This window comes from Alcaligenes sp. Lyrl_28 (assembly GCF_051948705.1).
Lineage (GTDB): Bacteria > Pseudomonadota > Gammaproteobacteria > Burkholderiales > Burkholderiaceae_B > Alcaligenes > Alcaligenes ammonioxydans.
On record NZ_JAYJLG010000001.1, the window covers coordinates 656,725 to 680,599 of the forward strand.

At 58.0% G+C, this 23,875-nt stretch carries 20 protein-coding genes; 16 read left to right on the plus strand and 4 right to left on the minus strand.

The window, feature by feature from the left end; translation table 11 throughout:
- Positions 1-4: 4 nt before the first annotated feature.
- The 6 genes from VF694_RS02980 to VF694_RS03005 all read left to right on the plus strand — a co-directional run bounded on the left by VF694_RS02980 (position 5) and on the right by VF694_RS03005 (position 7,118).
- The gene (locus tag VF694_RS02980) at positions 5-676 is read left to right on the plus strand and encodes an aspartate/glutamate racemase family protein (protein ID WP_003802802.1); all 672 of its coding nucleotides are present in this window, start codon (positions 5-7) and stop codon (positions 674-676) included.
- A 34-nt stretch (positions 677-710) separates the two neighbouring features.
- Positions 711-2,036 (plus strand): MFS transporter, encoded by a 1,326-nt coding sequence (locus VF694_RS02985; protein WP_440163674.1) that lies wholly within the window; start codon positions 711-713, stop codon positions 2,034-2,036.
- A gap of 256 nt (positions 2,037-2,292) precedes the next feature.
- Positions 2,293-2,922 carry an arylformamidase gene (gene kynB / locus VF694_RS02990; RefSeq protein ID WP_003802798.1) on the plus strand — a complete coding sequence of 210 codons (630 nt, stop codon included), beginning with the start codon at positions 2,293-2,295 and terminating at the stop codon, positions 2,920-2,922.
- 449 nt (positions 2,923-3,371) lie between these two features.
- The gene (locus VF694_RS02995) at positions 3,372-3,638 is read left to right on the plus strand and encodes a type B 50S ribosomal protein L31 (protein WP_003802796.1); all 267 of its coding nucleotides are present in this window, start codon (positions 3,372-3,374) and stop codon (positions 3,636-3,638) included.
- A 288-nt stretch (positions 3,639-3,926) separates the two neighbouring features.
- Entirely contained in the window at positions 3,927-5,687 is a 1,761-nt protein-coding gene (locus VF694_RS03000; protein ID WP_440163675.1) for an ArnT family glycosyltransferase, read from the plus strand.
- Between the two features lie 9 nt (positions 5,688-5,696).
- Positions 5,697-7,118, plus strand: a complete 1,422-nt coding sequence (locus tag VF694_RS03005) for an MATE family efflux transporter (protein ID WP_003802793.1) — start codon at positions 5,697-5,699, stop codon at positions 7,116-7,118.
- 208 nt (positions 7,119-7,326) lie between these two features.
- Here the strand turns inward: VF694_RS03005 and VF694_RS03010 are convergent, their stop codons facing one another.
- The 4 genes from VF694_RS03010 to VF694_RS03025 all read right to left on the minus strand — a co-directional run bounded on the left by VF694_RS03010 (position 7,327) and on the right by VF694_RS03025 (position 12,437).
- Positions 7,327-8,589 carry a quaternary amine ABC transporter ATP-binding protein gene (locus VF694_RS03010; protein ID WP_003802791.1) on the minus strand — a complete coding sequence of 421 codons (1,263 nt, stop codon included), beginning with the start codon at positions 8,587-8,589 and terminating at the stop codon, positions 7,327-7,329.
- The gene (locus VF694_RS03015; protein ID WP_003802789.1) at positions 8,586-9,443 is read right to left on the minus strand and encodes an ABC transporter permease; all 858 of its coding nucleotides are present in this window, start codon (positions 9,441-9,443) and stop codon (positions 8,586-8,588) included. Before VF694_RS03015 ends, VF694_RS03010 begins: the two co-directional genes overlap by 4 nt.
- Positions 9,444-9,607: 164 nt before the next feature.
- On the minus strand, positions 9,608-10,651 hold the full coding sequence (locus VF694_RS03020) for an ABC transporter substrate-binding protein (RefSeq protein ID WP_003802787.1): 1,044 nt from the start codon (positions 10,649-10,651) through the stop codon (positions 9,608-9,610).
- Positions 10,652-11,198: 547 nt separating this feature from the next.
- On the minus strand, positions 11,199-12,437 hold the full coding sequence (locus tag VF694_RS03025) for a class I SAM-dependent methyltransferase (RefSeq protein ID WP_003802786.1): 1,239 nt from the start codon (positions 12,435-12,437) through the stop codon (positions 11,199-11,201).
- A gap of 350 nt (positions 12,438-12,787) precedes the next feature.
- On the opposite strand from VF694_RS03025, the gene VF694_RS03030 reads away from it, so the two are divergent.
- The 10 genes from VF694_RS03030 (at position 12,788) to VF694_RS03075 (ending at position 23,849) form a co-directional block, all read left to right on the plus strand.
- Positions 12,788-13,936, plus strand: coding sequence for a Bcr/CflA family multidrug efflux MFS transporter (locus VF694_RS03030; RefSeq protein WP_003802784.1), 1,149 nt, complete (start codon positions 12,788-12,790; stop codon positions 13,934-13,936).
- Between the two features lie 140 nt (positions 13,937-14,076).
- Positions 14,077-14,313 carry a 50S ribosomal protein L28 gene (gene rpmB, locus VF694_RS03035; protein WP_003802782.1) on the plus strand — a complete coding sequence of 79 codons (237 nt, stop codon included), beginning with the start codon at positions 14,077-14,079 and terminating at the stop codon, positions 14,311-14,313.
- A 35-nt stretch (positions 14,314-14,348) separates the two neighbouring features.
- Complete coding sequence (gene rpmG, locus VF694_RS03040) at positions 14,349-14,516, plus strand: 50S ribosomal protein L33 (RefSeq protein WP_003802781.1); 168 nt, start codon at positions 14,349-14,351, stop codon at positions 14,514-14,516.
- A 210-nt stretch (positions 14,517-14,726) separates the two neighbouring features.
- Positions 14,727-17,384, plus strand: coding sequence for a leucine--tRNA ligase (gene leuS / locus VF694_RS03045; protein WP_059317982.1), 2,658 nt, complete (start codon positions 14,727-14,729; stop codon positions 17,382-17,384).
- Between the two features lie 2 nt (positions 17,385-17,386).
- Complete coding sequence (locus VF694_RS03050; RefSeq protein ID WP_003802779.1) at positions 17,387-18,019, plus strand: LPS-assembly lipoprotein LptE; 633 nt, start codon at positions 17,387-17,389, stop codon at positions 18,017-18,019.
- Positions 18,020-18,021: 2 nt separating this feature from the next.
- Positions 18,022-19,083 carry a DNA polymerase III subunit delta gene (gene holA, locus VF694_RS03055; RefSeq protein WP_003802778.1) on the plus strand — a complete coding sequence of 354 codons (1,062 nt, stop codon included), beginning with the start codon at positions 18,022-18,024 and terminating at the stop codon, positions 19,081-19,083.
- A gap of 68 nt (positions 19,084-19,151) precedes the next feature.
- On the plus strand, positions 19,152-20,447 hold the full coding sequence (locus VF694_RS03060; RefSeq protein WP_440163677.1) for a glutamate-5-semialdehyde dehydrogenase: 1,296 nt from the start codon (positions 19,152-19,154) through the stop codon (positions 20,445-20,447).
- A gap of 3 nt (positions 20,448-20,450) precedes the next feature.
- Entirely contained in the window at positions 20,451-20,867 is a 417-nt protein-coding gene (locus tag VF694_RS03065; protein ID WP_003802776.1) for a CopD family protein, read from the plus strand.
- Positions 20,868-20,877: 10 nt separating this feature from the next.
- Positions 20,878-23,094 carry a THUMP domain-containing protein gene (locus VF694_RS03070; RefSeq protein ID WP_440163678.1) on the plus strand — a complete coding sequence of 739 codons (2,217 nt, stop codon included), beginning with the start codon at positions 20,878-20,880 and terminating at the stop codon, positions 23,092-23,094.
- Positions 23,095-23,330: 236 nt separating this feature from the next.
- Entirely contained in the window at positions 23,331-23,849 is a 519-nt protein-coding gene (locus VF694_RS03075; RefSeq protein WP_131070722.1) for an RDD family protein, read from the plus strand.
- The last annotated feature ends 26 nt before the right edge of the window (positions 23,850-23,875 follow it).

Genomic DNA, 23,875 nt, shown 5'->3' on the forward strand with positions numbered 1-23,875 from the left:
ATTTATGTCTCATACCGTACTGCTCATCAATCCCAACACCTCCCGCCCCACGACGGACATGATGGTGGCGCTCGCCCAGGCGTGCTTCCAAAGCCTGCAGCGAAGCGATATCCAGGTCCGGGGGCTAAGCGCTCCCCAAGGCCCAGGCATGCTGACCACCCAGGAGGAGTTGGAGCAGGCTGCCGCCATGGCGGAACACCCGCTGGTACTGGCTCAGGTCAGGAACGCGGACGGTGTCATCATCGGCGCTTTTGGTGACCCTGGCCTGCAGCCCCTGAGCCAGAGCGTGAGCATACCGGTGATCGGTATAGGACAGGCTGCCATGCAGCAAGCCGTGCAGGTAGGCTCCCCTTTTGGCATCGCCACCACCACGCCACAGCTGGAGCAATCGATTCTGAATCAGGTCAGACGCTATGGCTGGATCGAACAATTCTCGGGCCTGCGCCTGACCCCCACCGCTCCGCTGGATCTGGCCCAGGCGCCGCAGCGTCAGTATCAGGAATTGGCCGACAGCGTCGCGGCATGTATTGAGCTAGACGGCGCGCGGGCCGTCATCATCGGCGGCGGGCCCCTGGCACAAAGCGCACAGGCGCTGCAAAACAAGCTGGCCGTCCCCGTCATCAACCCCATCGTTGCTGCCTGCGAGCTGATGGCCCAGCGCCTGCCCCCCACTTAGCCTTAACACGCGGTACCCACCTCAGGAGACTTCAATGACGAGCAGCACCCTCGTGGACGGCGAGCGCGCCTTGTCCGCTGATAAACAAGAACTGGACCAGATCTACAAGAAGGTCATGTGGCGGATCTTGCCCTTTATTTTTCTGCTGTGGATGCTGGCCTGGATAGACAGGCTCAATATTGGTTTTGCCAAACTGCAAATGCAGCCCGAACTCGGGTTCTCCGAAACGGTGTACGGCATAGGCGCGGGGATCTTCTTTCTGGGGTATTTCTTTTTTGAAGTACCCAGCAACTGGTTGCTGCTGCGCATTGGTGCGCGCAAGACCTTGGCCCGTATCGCCTTTGGCTGGGGGCTGATCTGTGTACTGATGATGTTTACCAAAACAGCTGCCTACTTTTATGTGATGCGCTTTTTGCTGGGTGCGTTCGAGGCCGGCTTTCAGCCTGGCGTGCTGCTGTTCCTGACGTTCTGGTTCCCGGCTCATCGGCGAGCCAAAGCCTTCGCGGTCTTCATCTCGGCCTCGGCGGTGGCCTCGGTGGTAGGCGCGCCCCTGGCGGGCCTGATCATGACCCGCCTGGACGGGGTCAACGACTGGTCTGGCTGGCAATGGTTGTTCCTGCTTGAAGGGCTGCCCACAATTTTTGCTGGCATTCTGGCCGTGATGTTCATCGTCGACAGCCCCGAAAAAGCCAGTTGGCTCAGTCAACGGGAAAAAGATCTGATCAAGCAAGAACTGGCTCTGGACGCCAAGGCCGCAGGACCACGCGAACACAGCTTCAAAAAAGCCTTGGGCAACCCCGACCTGTGGACCTTGACCCTGATGTTTTTTGGCATTGTGGCTGCCAACTCCACCTTGGCCTTTTTCGCGCCCACCCTGGTTCGCTCACTGGGCCCCAGCGATCCTTTACAGGTTGGCCTGCTGGTCGGACTGGTCTATGTCTTTGGAGCGGTCTTTCAACTGGCGCTGGGCTTTAGTGCCGACCGTCATCGCGAAGCCCGTCTGCACACCGGCGTCCCTGTCATCATCGGAGCAATCGGTCTGGCGGGGGTAGGACTGTTCCTGGGCAATAACACTGCCCTGGCCTTTATCAGCCTGATTATTGCCGTGTCCGGCACCATGGGATGCATTCCTGTTTACTGGCAATTGCCCAACGCGGTCCTGGCGGGCTCGGCGGCAGCTATCGGGGTGGCCTTCATTAACTCTGTCGCCAATCTGGCCGGCTTTGGCGCGCCCTTTATGTTGGGCGCCCTCAAAGACTCCAGCGGCAGCTTCCAAAGTGGCTTGTGGATTATCGCGGCTCTGGAGCTGGCCGTGGGCTTATGGATTCTGTCCTTTCGCAAGCGGCAGCATAAAGGCTGAAACAGTGTGCCCGCCTTGAGCGGGACGCAGCCCGAAACGCAACCGTGACACGGATTTCGGGCTGCTTTTTTACAGCGCACAATGGTGGCGCCCCGTGCAGTGAGACTGGGTAATGCGCTGATTTCGATGCCCGATACAGGACCTTGTCACGTTGTCGCCCGGATCAGGCTAGAGCCAAGCGCACCGCACCGCCAGGCCAATGGGCCGGGAATCCTCTACACTGACTCTTACTTCTTTTAGCAGCAGCGAGCACAGCATGCGTACGATCTGGGACATTTCCCCGCCTGTCAGTGATCGATCGCCGGTTTTCCCCGGTGACACCGCCTACCAGCAACGCTGGACAGCCACCCTGGACACCCACTGCCCGGTCAATGTGGCGGAAATCCGCTTGTCTACCCATCTGGGGGCGCATGCCGACGCCCCCCTACACTACGACCCTCACGGCCCAAGTGCCGGCCACATGGCGCTGGAGCCATTTCTGGGACCCTGCCGCGTCATCCACGCCCGTCATGGCCGCCCACTGATCGAGCCAGCCGATCTGCTGCCTCATTTGAGCAATTGCCCGCCGCGCATCCTGGTCAGTACCACCGCCAAGGCCAAGTACGATGCCTGGAGCGATCATTTCACAGCCTTCGCCCCTTCAAGTTTGCAATTATTAGCCGACCAGGGCATACAGCTGGTGGGCATCGACACGCCCAGCGTCGATCCGGCCAGCAGCAAGACACTGGAAAGTCATCAGGTCCTACGTCATCATGCTATGCGCGTGCTCGAAAATCTGGTGTTGGACGAAATTGCTCCGGGCGACTACGAGCTCATCGCTTTGCCTCTGGCCCTGATTCAGGCAGATGCGAGTCCGGTTCGTGCCATTCTCCGCTCTCTGGACTGACAGCAGGACGCGAACTGCCAACCATCCACTGACCTTCTCGACTCGACCTGGTCCGCACGATAGAAAGCACCCGCCACCAGCACTAGGCACCCCGTGTTCGAACACATAGAGCTGCCACTTCTCTGCGGCACGGCCAGGCACGGTTTTGCGTGCTTTCCAGGCAGACACGGGGCGGTTCAATCCACGCCTTGTTGCACTTGTGCCGCGCTTTTGCCGAGTTTTCTTTGAAAAGCGCCTGCTCAATGCTAAAATTTCAGGCTTTATCGGATACGTGGCAAAAAGTCTTTAGGCATTATTCAATCGGGCGCTTTACAAACCCGGTTAAAAAAACAGTCCTCTAGCTTTTTAGTGCCGGTATTTACAGGACGAGGACGTGAGCCCTGCTTTACGCCATTTTTTGTAGATACGTGCCTTGCTGGCGGTCCTAACTTGTCAAAACAGGAATCATCATGAAAGAAGGCATTCACCCAGAATACCGTGACGTGGTGTTTCTGGACCTGCAAACGGGCAACTCCTTTATCACCCGTTCCACCGTCCAGACTCGCGAAACCACCGAAAAAGACGGCAAGACCTACCCGCTGTTCAAGTGTGACGTGACGTCCGAGTCGCACCCCTTCTACACGGGCGCTCAAACCCGTATCGTGGAAACTGGCCGCGTTGAAAAATTCCGCGCCCGTTTTGCCCGTACGGCTGGTACCGTCAAGAAAGGCGAATAAGCTCTCTTTCTCGGCATACCGCGTTCAGCGCAAAAAGGCAGCTTTGGCTGCCTTTTTTTATCCGCCGGGCCGCCCCAAGGTCAATAGCCCCCTCGGGGATGAGTCCGGATACACAACAGCTCATTGCGAACTGCTGTGTGCCTGGCGAATCCAAGCCGCATTCAGGCCGCGAGGTGGAGCGCAAGCCCAAGGCGCTGCGTGGGGGTCCTTTTTTACCGCAAATTTCGCGGCCAAGGCGCCCCCTTTGCATTAAGATAGGGCGAATCAACAGACTGTTTTACCCTAGACGTGTCATCCAGCCTCATACCCACCTCCACCCCTGCCCGCCTGACCGCCACCGCTGCCGTCAAACTCCCCCGCCTGGTTCTTCTTGTTGTTGGGACCATCTATATTCTTGCGGGCCTATTTTTTCGTGACCCCTGGAAAGCAGACGATGTCATCGGGCTGGCGACCATGTTGACCGCTTTGTCCGACCCCAGCGGTCAGGCCCTGTTGTTGCCCCAGGTAGGAGATCTGGCCCATGCCCAGGACGGCCCACTGAGCACCTGGCTGGGTGCCCTGTTCATCACGCTCTTTGCCCCCCTGCTCAAACTCTTCACCTCCGAGCTGAATGCCAACATCGTGGCATCCCGCCTGCCCAATCTGCTGTGGTTCGGCATGCTGGCGGCCTCGGTCTGGCACAGCGCATACTGGCTGGCCCGCCGCCCAGAGGCTCAACCGCTGCGTCTGCCCTTCGGAGGCGAGCCGTCCTCCACCGCATATGGACGCATGATTGCCGATGCCACCTTGCTGCTGACCGTTGCAACCGTGGGCATCATCTGGCGCATGCATGAAACCTCGGAAGTGCCGGCCATCATCGCTTTGCAGGCACTGGCTTTATACAGCCTGGTGCGCATGTTCGACCGCCCGGCATCGGGAGCGATCATGCTGGGCCTGTCCCTGGGCGCCTGCTTCCTGACCCGTGGCTGGCTGGGAGCCGGCCCCATCATGCTGGCAACCGTTCTGTGCTTTATTCCCCGGGGCCCCTTGCGCCAGCATAGCCAATGGCTGGCCCTCAGTGCCGTCCTGACGCTGGCAATCATCATGGCATGGTGGATACCCGCCAAACGGGTCAGCGTGTATTGGACCGAGCAATGGCGTCTTTGGCATCTGGCCGCCTTGGGGTGGGCCGGCTTCAAGGAGCAGTTGAACAACCTGCGCGATCTGCTGTGGTTCCTCTGGCCGATCTGGCCTTTGGCCTTGCTGGCGCTGTGGCAATGGCGCAGTTGGCTCAAGGCGCCCCACATTTATGTGCCCGCCATCAGCTTTCTGGTCCCCTTGCTCAGCCTGCTCTTCATGCGCGATGCTTTCGAGCCAGAATATGCCTTGCTGGTGGTTCCCTGCGCCATTCTGGCTGCCTTCTCGCTGCCCACCTTGCGTCGGGGGGTCATCAACACCCTGGACTGGTTTGCCATCATGTGTTTCTCACTGACGGCAGCCACGGTCTGGCTGGGCTGGATCGCCCAGCAAACGGGCTGGCCACGGCAGATTTCACACAATATTGCCCGCCAGACCCAGGGATACGACACGTTCATCTCCTGGCCGGTCATGATCATTGCCGTGCTCGGCACGCTTGCCTGGATTGCGCTGGTGCGCTGGCGCCTGTCAAGCAATCCGCCTGGCTTGCTGCGCGGTACCGTCTTGTCGGCGGGTGGCCTGATTACGACCTGGCTCCTGCTGGTCACGCTGTGGATGCCTTCGTTAGACTACGTACGTAGTTACCGCGAAGTGTCTGGCGAATTGTCCGCGGCTTTGCGTGAACACAAGCAGCCCGGCGAATGCCTGCGCTCCTGGGGACTGGGCTCGGGACAACGGGCCTCCTTCCTGGTGTTTGACAACATCAACATCAACTTCGACAATCGCTGCTCCCTGGTACTGGAACAGTTCTCCTTGCGCGATCTGCAGGACGGCAAGGCCCCTATTCCGGACAATGCCGTCCAGCTCTGGCAAGGCAAACGCGGGCCAGATCGTCACGAAGCATTTCGTCTGCTGCGCATACAGGCTCACTAAGTTTTCATCATGTCCTCCGTGTTTCATCACAACTGGAAGGGTCAGGCAGGCCAGATCCTGCGCCAGGCCTGGCCCGTGCTGGTCGGCTCCTGGGCAGGTATCGCTTTTGGCGTTCTGGATACGGTGATGGTTGGCCACAGCAGCGCCATAGACCTGCAGGCCATGGGCCTGGGCGTTTCCATTTACATCACCGTTTTTATCGGTTTAATGGGGGTCATCCACGCCCTGATCCCGATCATTGCCCAGCAATTTGGCGCACGCCGCCTTACAGAAGTGGGCCGCTGGTGGGGGCAAGGAGTATGGCTGGCCCTTTTGCTCACCCTGATCGGCACCTTGGGGCTGGCGTTTCCGGATATATGGCTGCGCTGGTCAGGTGACCTGAGCCCTGAGGTTCATGAGCGGGTCACCTGGTATCTGCGCAGCCTGATACTGGCCTTGCCTGCCGCTCTGGTATTCAGGACAATTTACTGCCTGGGGACGGCAACCTCGCATCCCAAGGCGGTCATGTTGATCAACCTGTTCAGCGTGGCCTTCAAGGCTCTATTCAACTGGGTGCTGATTTTTGGCAAACTGGGTTTGCCGGCAATGGGTGCCGTAGGCTCAGGTCTGGCGACCACGGTCGTGTCCTGGCTGATGCTGGCCGCCGGCCTATGGCTGCTACGTGCCGACCGCTATTACCAACCCTTTAGCCTCAAACTGGGCCTGCCCACCTGGGCAGCACAGAAAGAACTGCTGCGCCTGGGTCTGCCCATGGGCGGCTCTTACCTGATTGAAATCTGCGCCTTCAGCTTCATGGCCTTGCTCGTCGCGCGTGAAGGTGTATTTGCGTCTGGCGCTCACCAGATCATGGCCAATCTGGCCGCCGTCTGCTTTATGGTGCCTATGGCAGTGGGCGTAGCAGCCGCCTCAGTCAGCGCACAGGCGATTGGCGCGGGACAGTTTCATCGTGCCCGCCATGTGGGCATGTTAAGCCTGGCCATCGTACTGGCCGGGGTTGCCCTTACCATTACCTTGCTGGTGCTGCTGCGACCCAGCCTGGCCAATGCCTACACCGACGATCCCGATGTCGCCCTGCTGGCCCTGCTCTTGCTGCAGCTACTGCCTTTCTTCCACTTTTGCGATGCGTTCCAGTGCCTGATCTCCTATCTGCTGCGCGCTTACAAAGTGGCTTTTGTACCCATGCTGCTGCAGTTTTTCGCCTTGAGCGTACTGGGCCTGGGTGGAGGCTGGTGGTTTGGTTTTGGCCCAGGCGCCGGAGCATTGGACAGTATCATTCAATGGCTGGCACCAGGCGCTCCACTAGGCGCCGCAAGCCTGTGGACCATGGCCAGTCTGGGATTGGGAGCCTCCGCCTTGCTGCTGCTGTTCTGGTACAGCCACATATTGCGTCTCTACAATCCCGCGCGGCGCAAGACTTGCACCCATCAATAGGCAAGAGGCTGCCGCTTAGCGCCTTTAGCTCGCCGCACTTATAAAAGGGCGGGTAAAGGCGCCCCTGAGTTGGGAGGAACAGGCACCCCTACCAGTGGGGGCCGACAAACCCATCCGGTACTGCCTGCAGCACGAAGAACCCAGCAAGAAAAGGGCCTGTTAGGAAACAGGCCCTTTTCTTGTTTGCTGCGGCACAACAACACGTTCGTCAACGCACTTGGCTGCCCTCAATGGCCTCCAGAACTGCCGCCGTATCGTCTTTGACGGTGTTGGGTGATGCCTCGACCGCATCAATGAGTGGGCTAACCAGATCCACTACCTTGCTGCGCGAGAGCAAACCCAGAAACTCGTCGTTCTCACCGGTAACCGCCAAGGGCTCGCTGCTACGCAGCAATTGACCGAGAATCTCATCCAGTCCCATGGTGGCGGGTACCGAACTCATCTCATCTACGAACGCGGAAATATCCCGCGCACCTTGCTGCACAGCTTCCTGCGCCCGCGAACGCATCAGCACGCCCGCCAAGCGTTTGCCATCGAGCACCGGTGCATAACGCACGCCGCGCTCGCTCAAACGCTCAAGCGCATGAACCGCCCGGGTACGCATGGTAAAGGTCAGGGTCTTGCTGGAATCGCGCACGGCATGGGCGGCATTGAGCACTTTGCTGCGGTTCACGTCCTGCAGGAACGCCTGAACATAATCGCTGGCCGGTGACAGAAGGATGTCCTCGGGAGACCCTTCCTGAATCAGCTCGCCATCTTTCAGAATGGCTATCCGGTTCCCCAATCGCAGGGCCTCGTCAAGATCATGCGTAATGAACACAATGGTCTTGTTCAAACGAGCCTGCAGCTCCAGCAACTGATCCTGCATTTCGCGCCGAATCAAGGGGTCCAAAGCCGAGAAGGCCTCATCCATCAAAAGGATGTCGGCATCGGTTGCCAGGGCACGAGCCAGACCCACACGCTGCTGCATACCGCCAGACAACTGGTGCGGATACTGCTTTTCAAAGCCCTGCAACCCAACCTGCTCAAGCCAATACGTGGCTTTTTCTTCGCGAGCCGCGCGCCCCATGCCTTGTACCTGCAGGCCATAGGCCGCATTTTCCAGCACGGTGCGATGCGGAAACAGGCCAAAGCGCTGAAAGACCATGCTGATCTTTTGCTGACGGAACTGCATCAGTGCCTTGCCGTCCAGACTCATCACATCCACATCGTCCACCAGAATTTGCCCGGCAGTTGGCTCAATCAACCGGTTGAAGTGGCGGATCAAGGTGGACTTGCCCGAACCGGACAAGCCCATAATGACGTAAATGCTGCCGTGCTCAATAGACAGGCTGATGTCACGCAAGCCCAGGGTATGGCCGCTTTTTGCCAGCAGTTCGTCCTTGCGCACACCATTGCGAGCCTCATCGAGCCAGCGCTCGGGTTGAGAGCCGAAGATCTTGTAAATATTGCGCACTTCAATCTTGCTCATGAGGCCTCCCGAGTCTGAAAGCGACGGCCGAACTCTTGCGTAATCCGGTCAAACAGGATGGCCAGCAGCACAATACCCAGGCCAGCCATCAGGCCACGGCCCACTTGCAGGCGGTTAATGCCTTGCAGCACTTCGTAGCCCAGCCCCCGCACACCAATCATGGAGGCGATCACCACCATGGCCAGGGCCATCATGGTTGTCTGGTTGATGCCGGCCATGATGTTGGGCATGGCTAGAGGCAATTGCACGCCATAGAGCTGCTGCCAACGATTGGAGCCGAAAGAGCGGGAGGCTTCCAGCACTTCGCTGTCGACCAGGCGTATACCCAGATCGGTCAGGCGAATGACGGGAGCAATGGCATAAATAATCGTGGCAATCAGTGCGGCGATCTTGCCCAGATTGAACAACATCACCACGGGGATCAAATACACAAAGCTGGGCATGGTTTGCATCACATCCAGCACCGGCATCATGATACGACGCAGCCAATTGAAGCTGGCCATCAGCAAACCCAGCGGTATGCCTATCAGCACAGACAGAAAAACGGCCACAATCATGAGCGCCAGGGTCTGCATGGCCGCATCCCACAGGCCAATCAGGCCGATCACAAACAACATGGCCCCCATGGCCACGGAGAACAGCACACGGCGGCTGGCCAGCCAACCGAGCAGAACCACCACCAGCACCACGGCCCACCAAGGGCTGCTGCGCAGGACCGACTCCATGAAAACCAGCATATCCAGCAGGGGCTGGGTCATGGCCCGCAGGGTACTGGAATAATTGGCCACCAGATCGCCAACGAACTGATCGATGGGCAAACGTAAGGCGCGCGGATCAATCAACTCAGGAAACATAAAAAACACTCCGTAAAACTCGTGCTTGCAGCGCGGGCTTGTGGCCCGGCCATGATCCTGCCGACCCAGGACGGGCCAGGCAGAAAAGCGAGGTACGGCTCGGTTCCTGCACCCTGACCGGATGCAGCCACCAAGGCCGGCCTCGCCCTACACCATCACGAATACTAAAGAGCGGCTTTTACGCGCTGAGCCACTTCCATAGGCACCCACTTGGACCAGGTGTCCTCGTGTTCTTTCAAGAACCAGTGCGCCACATCTTCGGGTTCACCTTCGGTTTTTTCCATGTGCGCCATGGTTTCGTTCATCAGCTCCAGGGGCATGCTGACATTGGCCAGGAAAGCCGTCAGTTCGGGAGCCTGCTTGGAGAATTCCGTATTCACGGCCGTGAATACCGGGTTTTCGGGGTAGTCACTAGGCTCTGGATTGGCACAATTGGGGTCGGTCAGACACCCATGCTTTTTCTCGTCGTAAGCCGGCAGTTCCAGCTTGACCAGATCCATAGAGCCCACCAGTGGCGTGGGGTACCAGTAGTAGAACACCACGTTTTCCTTGCGCTGATACGCAGAAGTCAGCGCAGCCTTCTGGGTGGCACCAGTACCGGGCGAGAACAAGGTGTAGGTATCCCCCAACTTCAGGGCATTGAACAAATTGCCACTGACCACTTCACATCCCCAGCCTGCCGGGCAGCCATAAAAACGGCCTTTACCAGGCTCTTCCGGGTCCTTGAACTCATCCTTGAATTTGGGCAGGTCGGCTGCCGACTTCAGTTCGGGCAGGCGCTCAGCGGTATAGCGTGGGATGAACCAGGCTTCGCCGCCCATATAGATGTCGCCAATACGTTTTACATTTCCCTTGGCCTCGGCCTGTTTCCAGGGGTCAGCCACACTGTTGAGCCAGATTTCCGAGTTGACATCCAGGTCGCCTCGCTCCAGTGCAGCCAAGGCCGGGAGCGTCTCGACCGAGACGACCTCGGTCTTGCAGCCATAACCTTTGTCAGCGATAAAACGCTCAACTTCAGTCAGGACCAGATTCGATTCCCAATTCATGCCACCAAAGCGGACTGCGCGGTCCAGCTCGCAGGCTGCCGGACTTGCCGCCTGCGCGGCAGAGGACAGCCCCAGCAGAAGGCTGGTCAGCACAGAGGCTTGAATCAGGGGAAAACGGTGCAAGCGCGACTTGGCACCGGCGTGAGGGAAGTATGAAGACATGATGCTCCTCCTTGAGTTACTGTGGACGCGTCCTGCATGATCAGTCGGCGCCAAGGCTAAAGGGGTGTGCGGAAGACGATGCTCTTATCGCCAATACATACCTACGTAAAGAGCGAGTGCCAGGCACTCACGAAAAACCCGGAACGGTCAGGGGGTCAAGCCCCTTTTTCCTACCGCTCCCTGCCTTGACCGAAACAACACGGCTGGGCCAGGGTTACACCGCGCGGGGCGATGATTGCTGCGAACAAAACACGCTGTTCGGGCGGTTCTGAATCGAATTGATGAATCTGATAAGGAGGCCATTCTACGGCCCTTTGCAATCAAAAACAAATTCTTACCGTATAAAGACCGAAAAAACAGCGAATATGTCAATGGTAAAAACACAACAAAACCCTTGTTTGACGTGGTTTTAGCCATTTTATGAATTTTTTTTTGTTACTTATTAATTCAAAATCTCAGGAACGAAGCGCTGCCAGGGTCGTTACGTGCACGAGAAAAACAAATGACAAGGCATCAAACCTTGTCATTTGCCCTTTAAAACAATAAGTTAGCGCTGGTACATATAATCCCGGCGCCAGGGGTACATCAAGTTCGGCGCGTAATCCAGCTCCTGCGCCCTGACAGCGCTTTGTGCCTGAGCCAAAACCTGATGAAGCGCAATCCAGCCGTGCTCAAACCCCATCGCGCAGCCGGCCAAGTACACCCGGTAGGCACGCAGGGACTTTTCCCCCTGCTCGGAATTAAGGGTTGCCCTGGCTTTATCCAACTGTTTCTCCAAGGCGTCGCTCCAGGCCCATAAGGTACGGGCATAGTGAGGGCGCAAATTCTCAATATCCAGCCCCTCCAAACCTCCCTCGGCCAAGTGACGCAAGACGTGACTGATATGGGTCAGTTCTCCACCGGGAAAAATATATTTCTCGATGAAGTCGCCCATTCCCGCTCCCAGCTGGCTATTGTCAACCCCACCGGCGGTAATGCCATGATTGAGAATCAGCCCCCCTGGCTTTACCAAACGCCGCAGCTTGTCAAAATAGGCGCTGAGCTGAGCGCGGCCCACATGCTCGAACATCCCCACCGACGCCAGTTTGTCATACGGTTTGAGTTCATCCAGCTCGCGATAATCGAGCAACATCATGCGGGCCCGGCCCGACAGGCCTTTTTGCTCGATCAGCCCGTTCACATAGGCATGCTGATTACGAGACAGGGTGATGCCTGTTACATCCACATCGTAGTTTTCGGCGGCCCACATCAACAATCCACCCCATCCGGCCCCTACATCCAGAAAGCGCTCGCCGGGCTGCAAACGCAGCTTGCGGCAAATGAGATCCAGTTTTGCTTCCTGAGCCTGCGCCAGCGTCATGTCCGGTTCACGATAATAGGCGCAGGAATAGACCCGGCGAGGGTCCAGCCACAAGGCATAGAAGTCGTCCGACAAGTCATAATGAAACTGAATCTGCCTGGCGTCCTTTTCCTGAGTGTGACGCCACACGGAGGTCAAGTGCTTGATGATCGAAGTCAGCCAGCCTGCTTGGGCTGCATCAACAGGCGAACCGGGCAAAATATCGGCGGCCAGTTGCATCAGATCCCGCATGGAGCCTTCAAAATCCATGCGCCCTTCCACGTAGGCCTCGCCCAACTGACCCGATTGTCCGGCAGCCAACTGCGCCAGCGTCGCATTGTCCTTGATGCTCAGATGCACTGACGCATTGGCATCGCCCACCTGCTCCCCGCTAGGCAGGGTCAGCCGAACCGGAATGCTGAGCTGATCGAGTTTGGCCTGGACCATTGATGAAATTGAACTCAACTTCGCCTCCTTGTATGTAAACAAACAAAGATGACGATGTGTCATCTGTGTCGACACACCGCCTGTAAGCCGTCAATCCTGTAGCCTAATACATCTTGACCCTAAATCCGTTGCACCAAAGTCACGGACCGTGTACTTCAAACCTAAAGCACTTACGCCGAAATTGATCGTCCCCCATGCTAAACTGCCTGCCTTTGGCCCTTTGCATCGGCTTGTATTGATGCGCGGCAGACGGTAGTGGGTTCAGGCTCTCGGCCAGGATCTGCCTCACCTTAATACTTGGCCCGATGACACGCAACCACTCTCCTGCATTTCCTCCCTGGCTCGTTTTGATGGGGCTGCTCACTGCCCTGGGCCCCCTGGCCATTGATATGTACCTGCCCGCCTTCCCGGCGATGGCCCAGGGCCTGAATACCTCGGCGGGCATGGTAGAGCGCACGCTGGCCGGTTTTCTGCTGGGCGTGGGCCTGGCGCAACTGGTCTATGGCCCCATGGCAGACCGCTTCGGGCGCAAGCGGCCGCTGCTGTTTGGCGTCCTGCTCTTTACATTGGCCTCTTTTTTCTGTGCTCGCGCCAGCACGATTGATGAGCTTACTGTCTGGCGCATTATCCAGGCCTTTGGGGGCGCGGCCGGTATGGCGATCCCACGCGCGGTCATCCGCGATCGCTTTGAAACCCGGGAAGCCGCCCGCGCCTTGTCCATGCTAATGCTTATCATGGGAGTGATGCCTATTCTGGCGCCTCTGATCGGCGGCCAGATCCTGCTGTTCAGTGACTGGCGAGGCATTTTCTTCTTCATGACCGGCAGTGGCATCTTGCTCTGGCTGCTGACTTTTTTCACCATGAAAGAGTCTCTCGCTCCCGAGCGTGTGCTGCCATTGCAACCTAAATTGATCGCTCATAATTACAGCGCCTTGCTGCGCGACCGGCCCTTCATGTTTTATTCCCTGGCTGCCGGTTTCAGTTCTGCGGGCATGTTTGCCTATATCGCCGGATCGCCCCGCGTCTTTATTGATTTATTTTCTGTCGAGCCGCGTCATTTCGGTTTTTATTTTGGCGCCAATGCCGCCTGTCTGATTGTTTTCTCTCAAGTCAGCGCCCGTTTGCTCAATACGTATAGCCCACCCACGTTGTTGCGCGTGGCACAGGGACTGCAGGTGATCTTTACTCTGCTGGGTGCCATTTTGACCCTGCTAGGCGTGCTGGACCTGACCTGGTTGATGGTGACCTTAATGGGCTTTATGGCTTGTCAGGGTTTTGTAAACCCCAACTCCGCCGCCCTGGCCCTGTCCGAACAGGGCCATCGCCTGGGAACCGCCTCCGCCCTGATGGGAGCCTTGCAAATGCTGTGTGGCGCCCTGGCCGGTTTTGCAGTCAGCAGTTGGGCATCTTCCGATGCCCTGCCCCTGACCGCGGTCCTGGCCGGCTGTGGTGTCTTATCGTGGCTGTTTGGCCGCAATGCAGCAAGGAAAGCACGGTAAAACTTGATCTAAGTGATTTTTCCATATTAGAATAATCTTCTTTGTACCCCAGCACTGGGGTTAACACGATCCTAATTTTACAATCGCCCGCGGCTTTTTTCGTTTAGCGGAGGCTGATTTAGATCTCAAGGGGTATGACCATGGCACGCGTATGCCAAGTGACCGGAAAAGGCCCAATGTCGGGCAACAATGTTTCGCACGCCAACAATAAGACCAAGCGTCGCTTCCTGCCAAACCTGCAGTCCCGTCGTTTCTGGGTTGAAAGTGAAAACCGCTGGGTTCGCCTGCGCGTTTCCGCTAACGCTATCCGCACCATCGACAAGAACGGTATCGACTCCGTTCTGGCCGAAATGCGCTCCCGCGGCGAAAAGTACTAAGCTGCGCTTCTTAAACATTTAACCAGGAGCTCATCATGGCAAAAGGTATACGCGAAAAAATCAAACTCGAATCGTCCGCCGGTACGGGCCACTTCTACACCACCACCAAAAACAAGCGCAACATGCCTGAAAAGATGGTGATCAAGAAATTTGACCCCGTCGTTCGCAAGCACGTCGAGTACAAAGAAACCAAGCTGCGTTAATTCGCGCCCGCTCCTGCAGCGGATTGGTTTTCAAAAAAACCCCTGCCCTGCAGGGGTTTTTTTTGCCCTTCACAGGCTGCTGTGACAGGCCCGCCTCCTGTCTGCCATTACGCTCATGCACACTGCCCGCCTTGCAGCCGTCCACAGCGAGATTTGCCCCGTATAATGGCGGATACTCCTTTACTTCTGTCTAAAACGGTATTGCCACTCATGCAGGAACGTTACAACCCCAGCGAGGTCGAACAACTCGCTCAGCAAAACTGGACCGATCGGGACGCCTATCGTGCCGTCGAGAACGCCACCGCTCCGGATGGCTCGCTCAAACCCAAGTTTTACGCATGCTCCATGCTGCCCTACCCCAGTGGCAAGCTACACATGGGCCACGTGCGCAACTACACCATCAACGACATGATGGCGCGCCAGCTACGCATGCGCGGTTTTAACGTTCTCATGCCCATGGGCTGGGATGCTTTTGGCATGCCCGCCGAAAACGCCGCCATCAAGTCACAAGTGCCGCCTGCCAAGTGGACTTACGACAATATCGCCTACATGAAAAAGCAAATGCAGGCGATGGGGCTGGCAATCGACTGGTCGCGCGAAATGTGTGCCTGCGATCCCGAATACTACAAATGGAACCAGTGGCTGTTCCTGAAGATGCTGGAAAAAGGCATTGCCTACCGCAAGACCCAGACGGTGAACTGGGACCCAGTGGACCAAACCGTTCTGGCCAACGAACAGGTAATTGAAGGCCGTGGCTGGCGCTCCGGTGCGCTGGTTGAAAAGCGTGAAATCCCCGGCTACTACCTGCGCATTACCGATTACGCCGAAGAGCTGCTGGATACCGTGAAAACCGGCCTGCCCGGATGGCCCGAGCGTGTGCGCCTGATGCAGGAGAACTGGATCGGCAAGAGCCAGGGCGTACGCTTTGCGTTCCCTCACGACATTCGTGACGAGCAAGGCCAACTGATTCAGGACGGTCGTCTGTACGTGTTCACCACCCGCGTGGACACCATCATGGGCGTTACCTTCTGTGCGGTTGCTCCTGAGCACCCGCTGGCTGCCCTGGCTGCCCGCAACAATCCCGAGCTGACGGCCTTTATTGAAGAATGCAAGAAAGGCGGCACCACGGAAGCCGACATGGCTACCCGCGAAAAAGAAGGTCTGCCTACCGGCCTGAGCGTCAAGCACCCCTTGACGGGCGCGGACGTTCCTGTCTGGGTCGGTAACTATGTCTTGATGAGCTACGGTGACGGTGCCGTGATGGGCGTGCCTGCTCACGACGAGCGCGACTTCGCCTTCGCCCTGAAATACCAATTGCCTATCAATCAGGTCATTGGGGTAGAAGGCAAGGAATACGACGCCACCCAATGGCAAGACTGGTACGGCGACAAGCAGCAAGGTCAAACCATCAATTCCGGCAAGTACGACGGCCTGACGCACGTCGCGGCCGTGGATGCCATTGCCGCAGACCTGAACGCCAAGGAACTGGGCGAAAAACAAACCACCTATCGTCTGCGCGACTGGGGCATTTCCCGTCAGCGTTACTGGGGCACCCCGATCCCGATCATCCACTGCGACGATTGCGGACCGGTTCCTGTTCCAGAAAAAGATCTGCCCGTGGTCTTGCCCGAAGAGCTGATTCCCGATGGCAGCGGCAACCCGCTGAACAAGCATGACGCCTTCCTGAAGTGCGCTTGCCCTTCTTGTGGCAAACCCGCACGCCGTGAAACGGACACCATGGACACCTTTGTGGACTCGTCCTGGTACTTCCTGCGCTACACCACACCCAATCTGAACGATTCCATGACCGATCCACGCACCGATTACTGGATGCCCATGGATCAGTACATCGGTGGTATCGAACACGCTGTGCTGCACTTGCTGTACGCCCGCTTCTGGACCAAAGTCATGCGCGACATGGGCCTGGTCAAGATTGACGAGCCCTTCACCCGCCTGCTGTGCCAGGGCATGGTGCTGAACCACAGCTACACCCGCCGCACCCCACAAGGGGGTATCGAATACTTCTGGCCTGAAACTGTCGAAAACGTTTACGACGAAAAAGGCGCGATTATCGGTGCCCGCTTAAAGAGCGATGGTCAGCCCGTGCAGTACAACGGCATTGGCACCATGTCCAAGTCCAAGAACAACGGCGTGGACCCTCAATCCCTGATCGACACGCTGGGTGCGGACACCGCCCGCCTGTTCATCATGTTCGCCAGCCCGCCAGAACAGACGCTGGAGTGGTCTGATTCGGGTGTGGATGGCGCCAACCGCTTCCTGCGTCGCCTGTGGGCCTTCTGCTACAACCACGCCGATGCGCTGCGCGCCGGCAACGCCCAAGCTACCGATTGGAGTGATCTGGACGCCGCTGCCAAGCGCGCACGCCTGGAAATTCACTCGCTGCTCAAGCAAGCCAATTACGATTACGAGCGCATTCAATACAACACGGTTGTTTCGGCGTGCATGAAAATGCTCAACACGCTGGAACAGACGCAGTGGGAAGACACACCGGCAGCACAACGTGCGCTGGCCGAGACCACCTCCATCCTGTTGCGTGTTCTGTACCCGGTTGTCCCCCACATCACCTGGCAGTTGTGGCGTGAGCTGGGTTGGGCTGATACGCTGGGTGATCTGCTCGATGCAGCCTGGCCCGACGTTGATGAACAGGCCTTGATTGCCGACGAAATTGAACTGATGCTGCAAGTCAACGGCAAGCTGCGCGGCTCACTGGTCGTGCCTCAGGGAGCAGAAAAAGCCGCCATTGAACAAGCCGCTGCCCAACACGCCGCCGTGCTCAAGTATTTGGAAGGCCGCCCTGCCAAACGCATTATCGTCGTGCCCGGCAAACTCGTTAACGTCGTAGGTTAATCATGCACTCAGCCCGCCTGTTTTCTTCCAGCTCCATGTCTGCTCCTGCACCCAGGTTCTGGGGACTGGCGGGTCTGATCGTCCTGCTCAGCCTGGTGTTGACCGCCTGCGGTTTCCATCTGAAAGGCGTGTCTCCGCTGCCGTTTGACACGCTATACACGAACATTACGGACAACAGCGCTTTTGGCGCGAACCTGCGCCGCACTTTATCGGCCAGCTCGCCGCAGACCCGCTTTGTTGAGCGCCCGCAAGAGGCAGAGGCCCTCTTGCAACAGCTCTCGCTCAACCGTAATCAACGTGAGATCTCCATCAACGCCAAAGGTCAGGTGGAAGAGTACGAACTGCAGCTGACCTTCGTGTTTGAACTGCTGGACGCCAAGGGCCGCCCCATCCTGCCTCCCACCACCTTGAACGTGATTCGAGAGGTGCCTTATGACGCTGAAGCGGTTCAGGCCAAAGACAGCGAGATCGAGATGATTTTCCGTGACATGGAACAGTCACTGATCAACCGAATCGTGCGCCGCCTGAGCTCTCCCGATGTCGCCAGCGCCTACCACTTCCTGCGTAGTCAGCCCGAGGCCAGCTCGATGGAAGAGATGGAACTGCTGCCCGCGCGAGAACAGGCGCCGTTGTAAGTATGGGACGCAGGGCCGACCACGACACCTTGCTGCGCGAACTGGCTACGCCATCCGCCGCTTTCCAACCACTTTATGTGGTGTCTGGCGACGAGCCCCTCTTGCTGGTTGAAGCAGCCGACGCGGTACGCGCCCGTGCCCGTCAGGATGGTTTTACAGAACGCAGCAGCTTTACGCTGGATGCACGCGCAGACTGGTCCCAGCTATTTGCGGTGGCCCAGAACATCTCCTTGTTTGGCGATCAAAAGCTGGTGGATATCAACATCCCCAGTGGCAAACCCGGCAAACCGGGGGGCGACGCCCTGCAAAAACTGTGCGAACTGATTAGCGGTGGCCAGATGGACGGCACCAGCTTTCTGATCCAACTGCCCAGATTGGACAAGGCCACGCGCAACAGCAAATGGTGTCAAGCTCTGGAACAAGCGGCCTACTGGGTTGAAATTCAGCCCATCAGTCGCCACTCCCTGGCGGGCTGGATTGCCCAGCGCCTCCAGGCTCAGGACCAAAGCCTGGAGCGCAACAGCCTGGAATGGATGGCTGACAAGGTTGAGGGCAATCTGTTGGCTGCGCATCAGGAAATCCAGAAACTGGCCCTGATTTACCCACCTGGACAGCTCACCCAGCAAGAACTGGAGAGCGCGGTACTGAATGTGGCACGATACAGCGTGTTTGATCTGCGCGACGCCATGCTGGCGGGCCATAGCCAACGGGCGCTCACCATACTGGATGGCTTGCAGGCAGAAGGCGAGGCCTTGCCTCTGGTCTTGTGGGCCGTGGGTGAAGAGGTCCGCACCCTGGCGCGCCTGTCGCAAGCGCGTCAGCAAGGGATGGATTTATCCAACCTGTTTCGTCAATACCGCATTTTCGGTCCGCGTGAAAAACTGGTACGCCAGGCGCTGGATCGCATCCCGCCCCACAGCTGGCCCGCCTCGGTTCTGCACGCCCACGATATAGACCGTTTGATTAAAGGCCTGCACCCCAACGGACGTCAGCAAGACCCGTGGGAAGAAATGCGCCGCCTGACCATGCGTATCGCGGTCGCGACACAAGCGCCCCGTCGCTAAGCGTCCAATACCCCTTAATGTCTTAATTGTTGCGATAATGCTCTCTTGAACCGGAGAGTTACACGGCTATGAACGATATCACCCAGTCCTCTGCCGCCACCCAGGTCGGCGATCTGTCCTCCATGATGCAAGATTTGGGCAAGCGTGCCCAGCTTGCTGCACGCCGCATGCGCGCCGCCACCGGCAAAGCCAAGGCTGACGCCCTGCGCTACATGGCTGACGCCCTGATTGAACAAAAAGCCCAGTTGCAGGCGGCCAACGAGCTGGACCTGCAAGCGGCACGTGAACGTCAGATTGCCCCGGCCATGATCGAGCGTCTGGCCCTGTCCGACCGTGCCCTGGAGATCATGACCACAGGCCTGCGTCAGATTGCCGACATGGACGATCCGGTCGGACAGATCAGCGCCTCGCGTACTCGCCCCAACGGCATGCGCGTCGCCCAGATGCGCGTGCCATTGGGCGTGATCGGCATCATTTACGAATCGCGCCCCAACGTGACCATTGACGCCGCCGCCCTGTGCCTGAAATCGGGCAATGCCACGATTTTGCGCGGTGGCAGCGAAGCATTCCACTCCAACCAGGCTTTGGCGCAGATTATTTCCAACAGTCTGGAGCGCGCCGGATTGCCCAAAGACGCCGTGCAAGTAGTGCCCACGACCGACCGCGATGCCGTCGGCCTGCTGGTGACCATGAATGACTACGTGGACGTCATCGTGCCGCGTGGTGGCAAAAGCCTGATCCAACGCCTGAGCGCCGAAGCAACCGTGCCGCTGATCAAGCATCTGGATGGCAACTGCCACGTATACGTGGACGAGTTCGCCAATCTGGAAAAAGCCAATCGTATTGTCTTTAATGCCAAAACCTACCGCTATGGTATTTGCGGCACGATGGAGACCTTGTTGGTTCACCGCAGCATTGCACCGGCTTTCCTGCCGGAAATGGCCCGCCAACTACAGGAAAAAGGCGTGGAACTACGAGGCTGTGAGCAGACCCGTGCGCTGGTCGCCAATGTCGCTCCCGCTACCGAAGAGGATTGGGAGACCGAGTTTGCCGCGGCCATACTGGCCGTACGCATTGTGGACTCCATGGATCAAGCCATGGACCATATCGCTCAGTACAGCTCCGAACACACCGAATCCATTGTGACGGAAAACCTGAGCCAGGCCGAACGTTTCCAACGTGAAGTCGATTCCAGCTCTGTCATGGTAAACCTGCCCACCTGTTTTGCCGACGGCTTCGAGTATGGCCTGGGAGCCGAAATCGGCATTTCCACCAATCGTCTTCATGCCCGTGGTCCAGTCGGCCTGGAAGGGCTGACGACTTATAAATGGGTGTTGCACGGCAACGGCCAGATGCGTGGTTAAATGATGCTTTGGCTAAAGACCTTTCACATCCTGTTTGTGACCTCCTGGTTTGCCGGGCTCTTCTACCTGCCCCGCATTTATGTCAACCTGGCCCAGGAGCACGACCCCAAAACCCATGAAACGCTGCTGGGCATGGCTCGACGCCTGTATCGCTTCATGGCGCCCCTAGCCGTCCTGACCTTGCTGACGGGCCTGGGGCTGTTTTTGTATTACGGCATAGGCAAAGGACAGGGATGGATGCACGCCAAGCTGACCCTGGTTCTGGTTCTGTTTGCCTTTCACGGTGTGTGCGGACGCTATCTACGGCAGTTCCAGCAAGGACAGCAAAACCGCTCACACGTATTCTTCCGCTGGTTCAATGAAATTCCGGTCATCGTTCTGCTGCTGGTCCTCATCCTGGTGGTTATAAAACCCTTCTAATACCTTATTCATGTCAGACCAATCTGAACGCAAGACACTAAGCCTGAACCCAGGCGCCAAAAAGAAAGCCAGCAACGCGGAACCCCGCGTGCGTTCGGGTGCACGCGCCCGAGCAGCCAGCCTGCAGCAGGACCGCCAGGGCGGTGCCCAACGAGAGGCCCGTCCCTACGTAGAAAAGCGCGATCAGGAGCGCCGTGAACGCCCCGCATTTAACCGTGACCGCGACAGCCGCCCACAATCGGGTGAACGTCGCGAGTTCTCCGGTGAGCGCCGTGAACGCCCCGCATTCAACCGTGACCGCGACAGCCGCCCACAATCGGGTGAACGTCGTGAGTTCTCCGGCGAGCGCCGTGAACGCCCCGCATTTAACCGCGACCGCGACAGCCGCCCACAATCGGGTGAGCGTCGCGAGTTCTCCGGTGAGCGTCGCGAACGCCCCGCATTTAACCGCGACCGCGACAGCCGCCCACAATCCGGTGAACGTCGTGAGTTCTCCGGTGAGCGCCGTGAACGCCCCGCATTCAACCGCGACCGCGACAGCCGCCCACAATCGGGTGAACGTCGTGAGTTCTCCGGTGAGCGTCGCGAACGCCCCGCATTCAACCGTGACCGCGACAGCCGCCCACAATCGGGTGAACGTCGTGAGTTCTCCGGTGAACGCCGTGAACGCCCCGCATTCAACCGCGACCGCGACAGCCGTCCACAATCCGGTGAGCGTCGTGAGTTCTCCGGTGAACGCCGTGAACGCCCCGCATTCAACCGCGACCGCGACAGCCGTCCACAATCCGGTGAGCGTCGCGAGTTCTCCGGTGAACGGCGTGAACGGCCTACCTTCAAAGACAACTCCGAATCCTCAGAGCGCCCTGCGGCTGGCAATATGCCTAGCGGGCTGTTTAGTCCGGCCAGTGATTCTGACGCTTTCCCCCAGTATATCTCCCCTATTCAGCGTGTAGACAGCCCCCAGGCCCCTAAACCCGGCCAACGCCTGCCCGATAGCAATATCGAACAAAACGAGCGTGTCCAGGTCAAGGCCCTGCAAGGCGAGCGCTACCGGTTGTTTGCACCCTGCCCTCAAGGACTGGAAGAAGCACTGGCTTTGGAGCTGCAGGCTCTGGGCTATGAAAACGTTCTGGCCGGTCGTGCCGGCTGTCATTTTGATGCAGACTGGATTGGCGTCATGCGCGCTAACCTGTCCTCACGACTGGCGACGCGCATTTTGCTGGAAGTCTCGCATGCTCCTGTCACCAACGAGGAAGACATTCTGGCCTTGGCCCGTGTGACGCCGTGGGAGCGCTGGTTTGGCCCCGAGCACACACTGCGTGTCGATACCTCGGCCGTACGCAGTCCGATGCAAAGCCTGCAATACTGCAATCTTCGCGCCAAAGACGGAATTTGCGACCGACTCAGGGACCTGGAAGGTGCCCGTCCCTCGATCGACACGGTGCGCCCCGACGCCAAGGTACATTTGTTCCTGGACGAGACCACGGCCACTTTCTATCTGGACACCAGCGGCGAGTCCTTGTTCAAACGCGGCTGGCGTCATGACAAGGGCGACGCTCCCTTGCGTGAAAACCTGGCAGCCGGTCTGCTGGTCCTGTCAGGATGGGACCCAAGCAAACCCTTGATCGACCCCTTCTGCGGTAGCGGCACCATTCTTATCGAAGCCGCCTGGATGGCTCTGGGGGCTCCTCCCGGCATCTGGCGTCCATTCCACTTCGAACGCCTGCGCTGCCATGATCAGCGTCTGTGGCGTGACATCAAGGACGAAGCGCGTTCCATGATCGCCCCTCGTCTGGATACCCCGCTGATTGGCTACGACATCAACCCCACCGTTCTGGATGCCGCCCGTTCCAACCTGGAGCGCTCGCACCTGACCTTGGAGACGATTCGCTTCGAACAGGGCGATGCCCTGAAGATTCGCCCCGAAACAGAAGCTGGCTGGATTGTGACCAATCCTCCTTACGGAGAGCGTCTGGAACATCAGGACGAGGACTTCTGGCCCAGCTGGGCCAGTAACCTCAAGCAGAACTTTGCCAACTGGAGCGTAAACATGATCAGCAGCGACCTGGAGCTGCCACGTCATATGCGCCTCAAACCCAAGCGCCGTTACCCCTTGTATAACGGTGCGCTGGATTGCCGCCTGTTCTGTTTTGACATGGTTCCGGCCAGTTATCGCAATAACGATGCAGCCTCGGACGCCAGCGAAGACTCGGCCAGCGCTGAATAAGCGTCAAGCAGTCTTGTAAAAGGCGACAAGGGCCAGGACCATGCAAATGGCTTGGCCCTTGTTTATGGGGACAAGCCCCCCATATCATGGTTACCGCTCACATTTTTAACGCTTCTCTCGACACCAGGCCGTGTTCCAGACCCCAGCACACCTTGCTGGTCAGCCCTGAACGGGCAGCATTCCGTTAGCAGGCGATATACGCGATAATGGAAGTCTTCCCTGCATCAAGACGCACCATGACACCCTCCTTTACTACACCAGGCCGCTGGCGACGCTTTGCCTGCATGATGTATGAATCCATTCTGCTGTTTGGCGTCATTTTCACCACTGGCTATCTGTTCGATACCTTGACCCAAAGCCGTAGCGGCCTGGATCTGCGGCATGTGCGTCAGGTCGTTCTGTTCATTGCTCTGGGGGTGTACTTTGTGCTGTGCTGGCGCAAAGTGGGTCAAACCTTGCCCATGAAGACCTGGCATATACGCCTGGTTGACGAGCACGGCCAGATTCCTGCCCTGCGCACCCTGGTGCTGCGTTATATTCTGCTATGGCCCCTGCCCTTGCTCGGGGCATTGCTGGTTCAGCTCCTGTCTGGCTACACAGGTTTTGCCTCCACAGACCTGCTTATCGTCTTTACGCCGTTTCTGAACTTTATCTGGACCTGGTTCGACAAAGACCAGCAGTTCCTGCACGACCGTCTTAGCAAGACTCGTCTGATCAATGCGCGCCCAAGCCGGGTTAGCTCGGCTGCTGCCTGATCGGGCAAGCTGCCTCTTCATTTTTT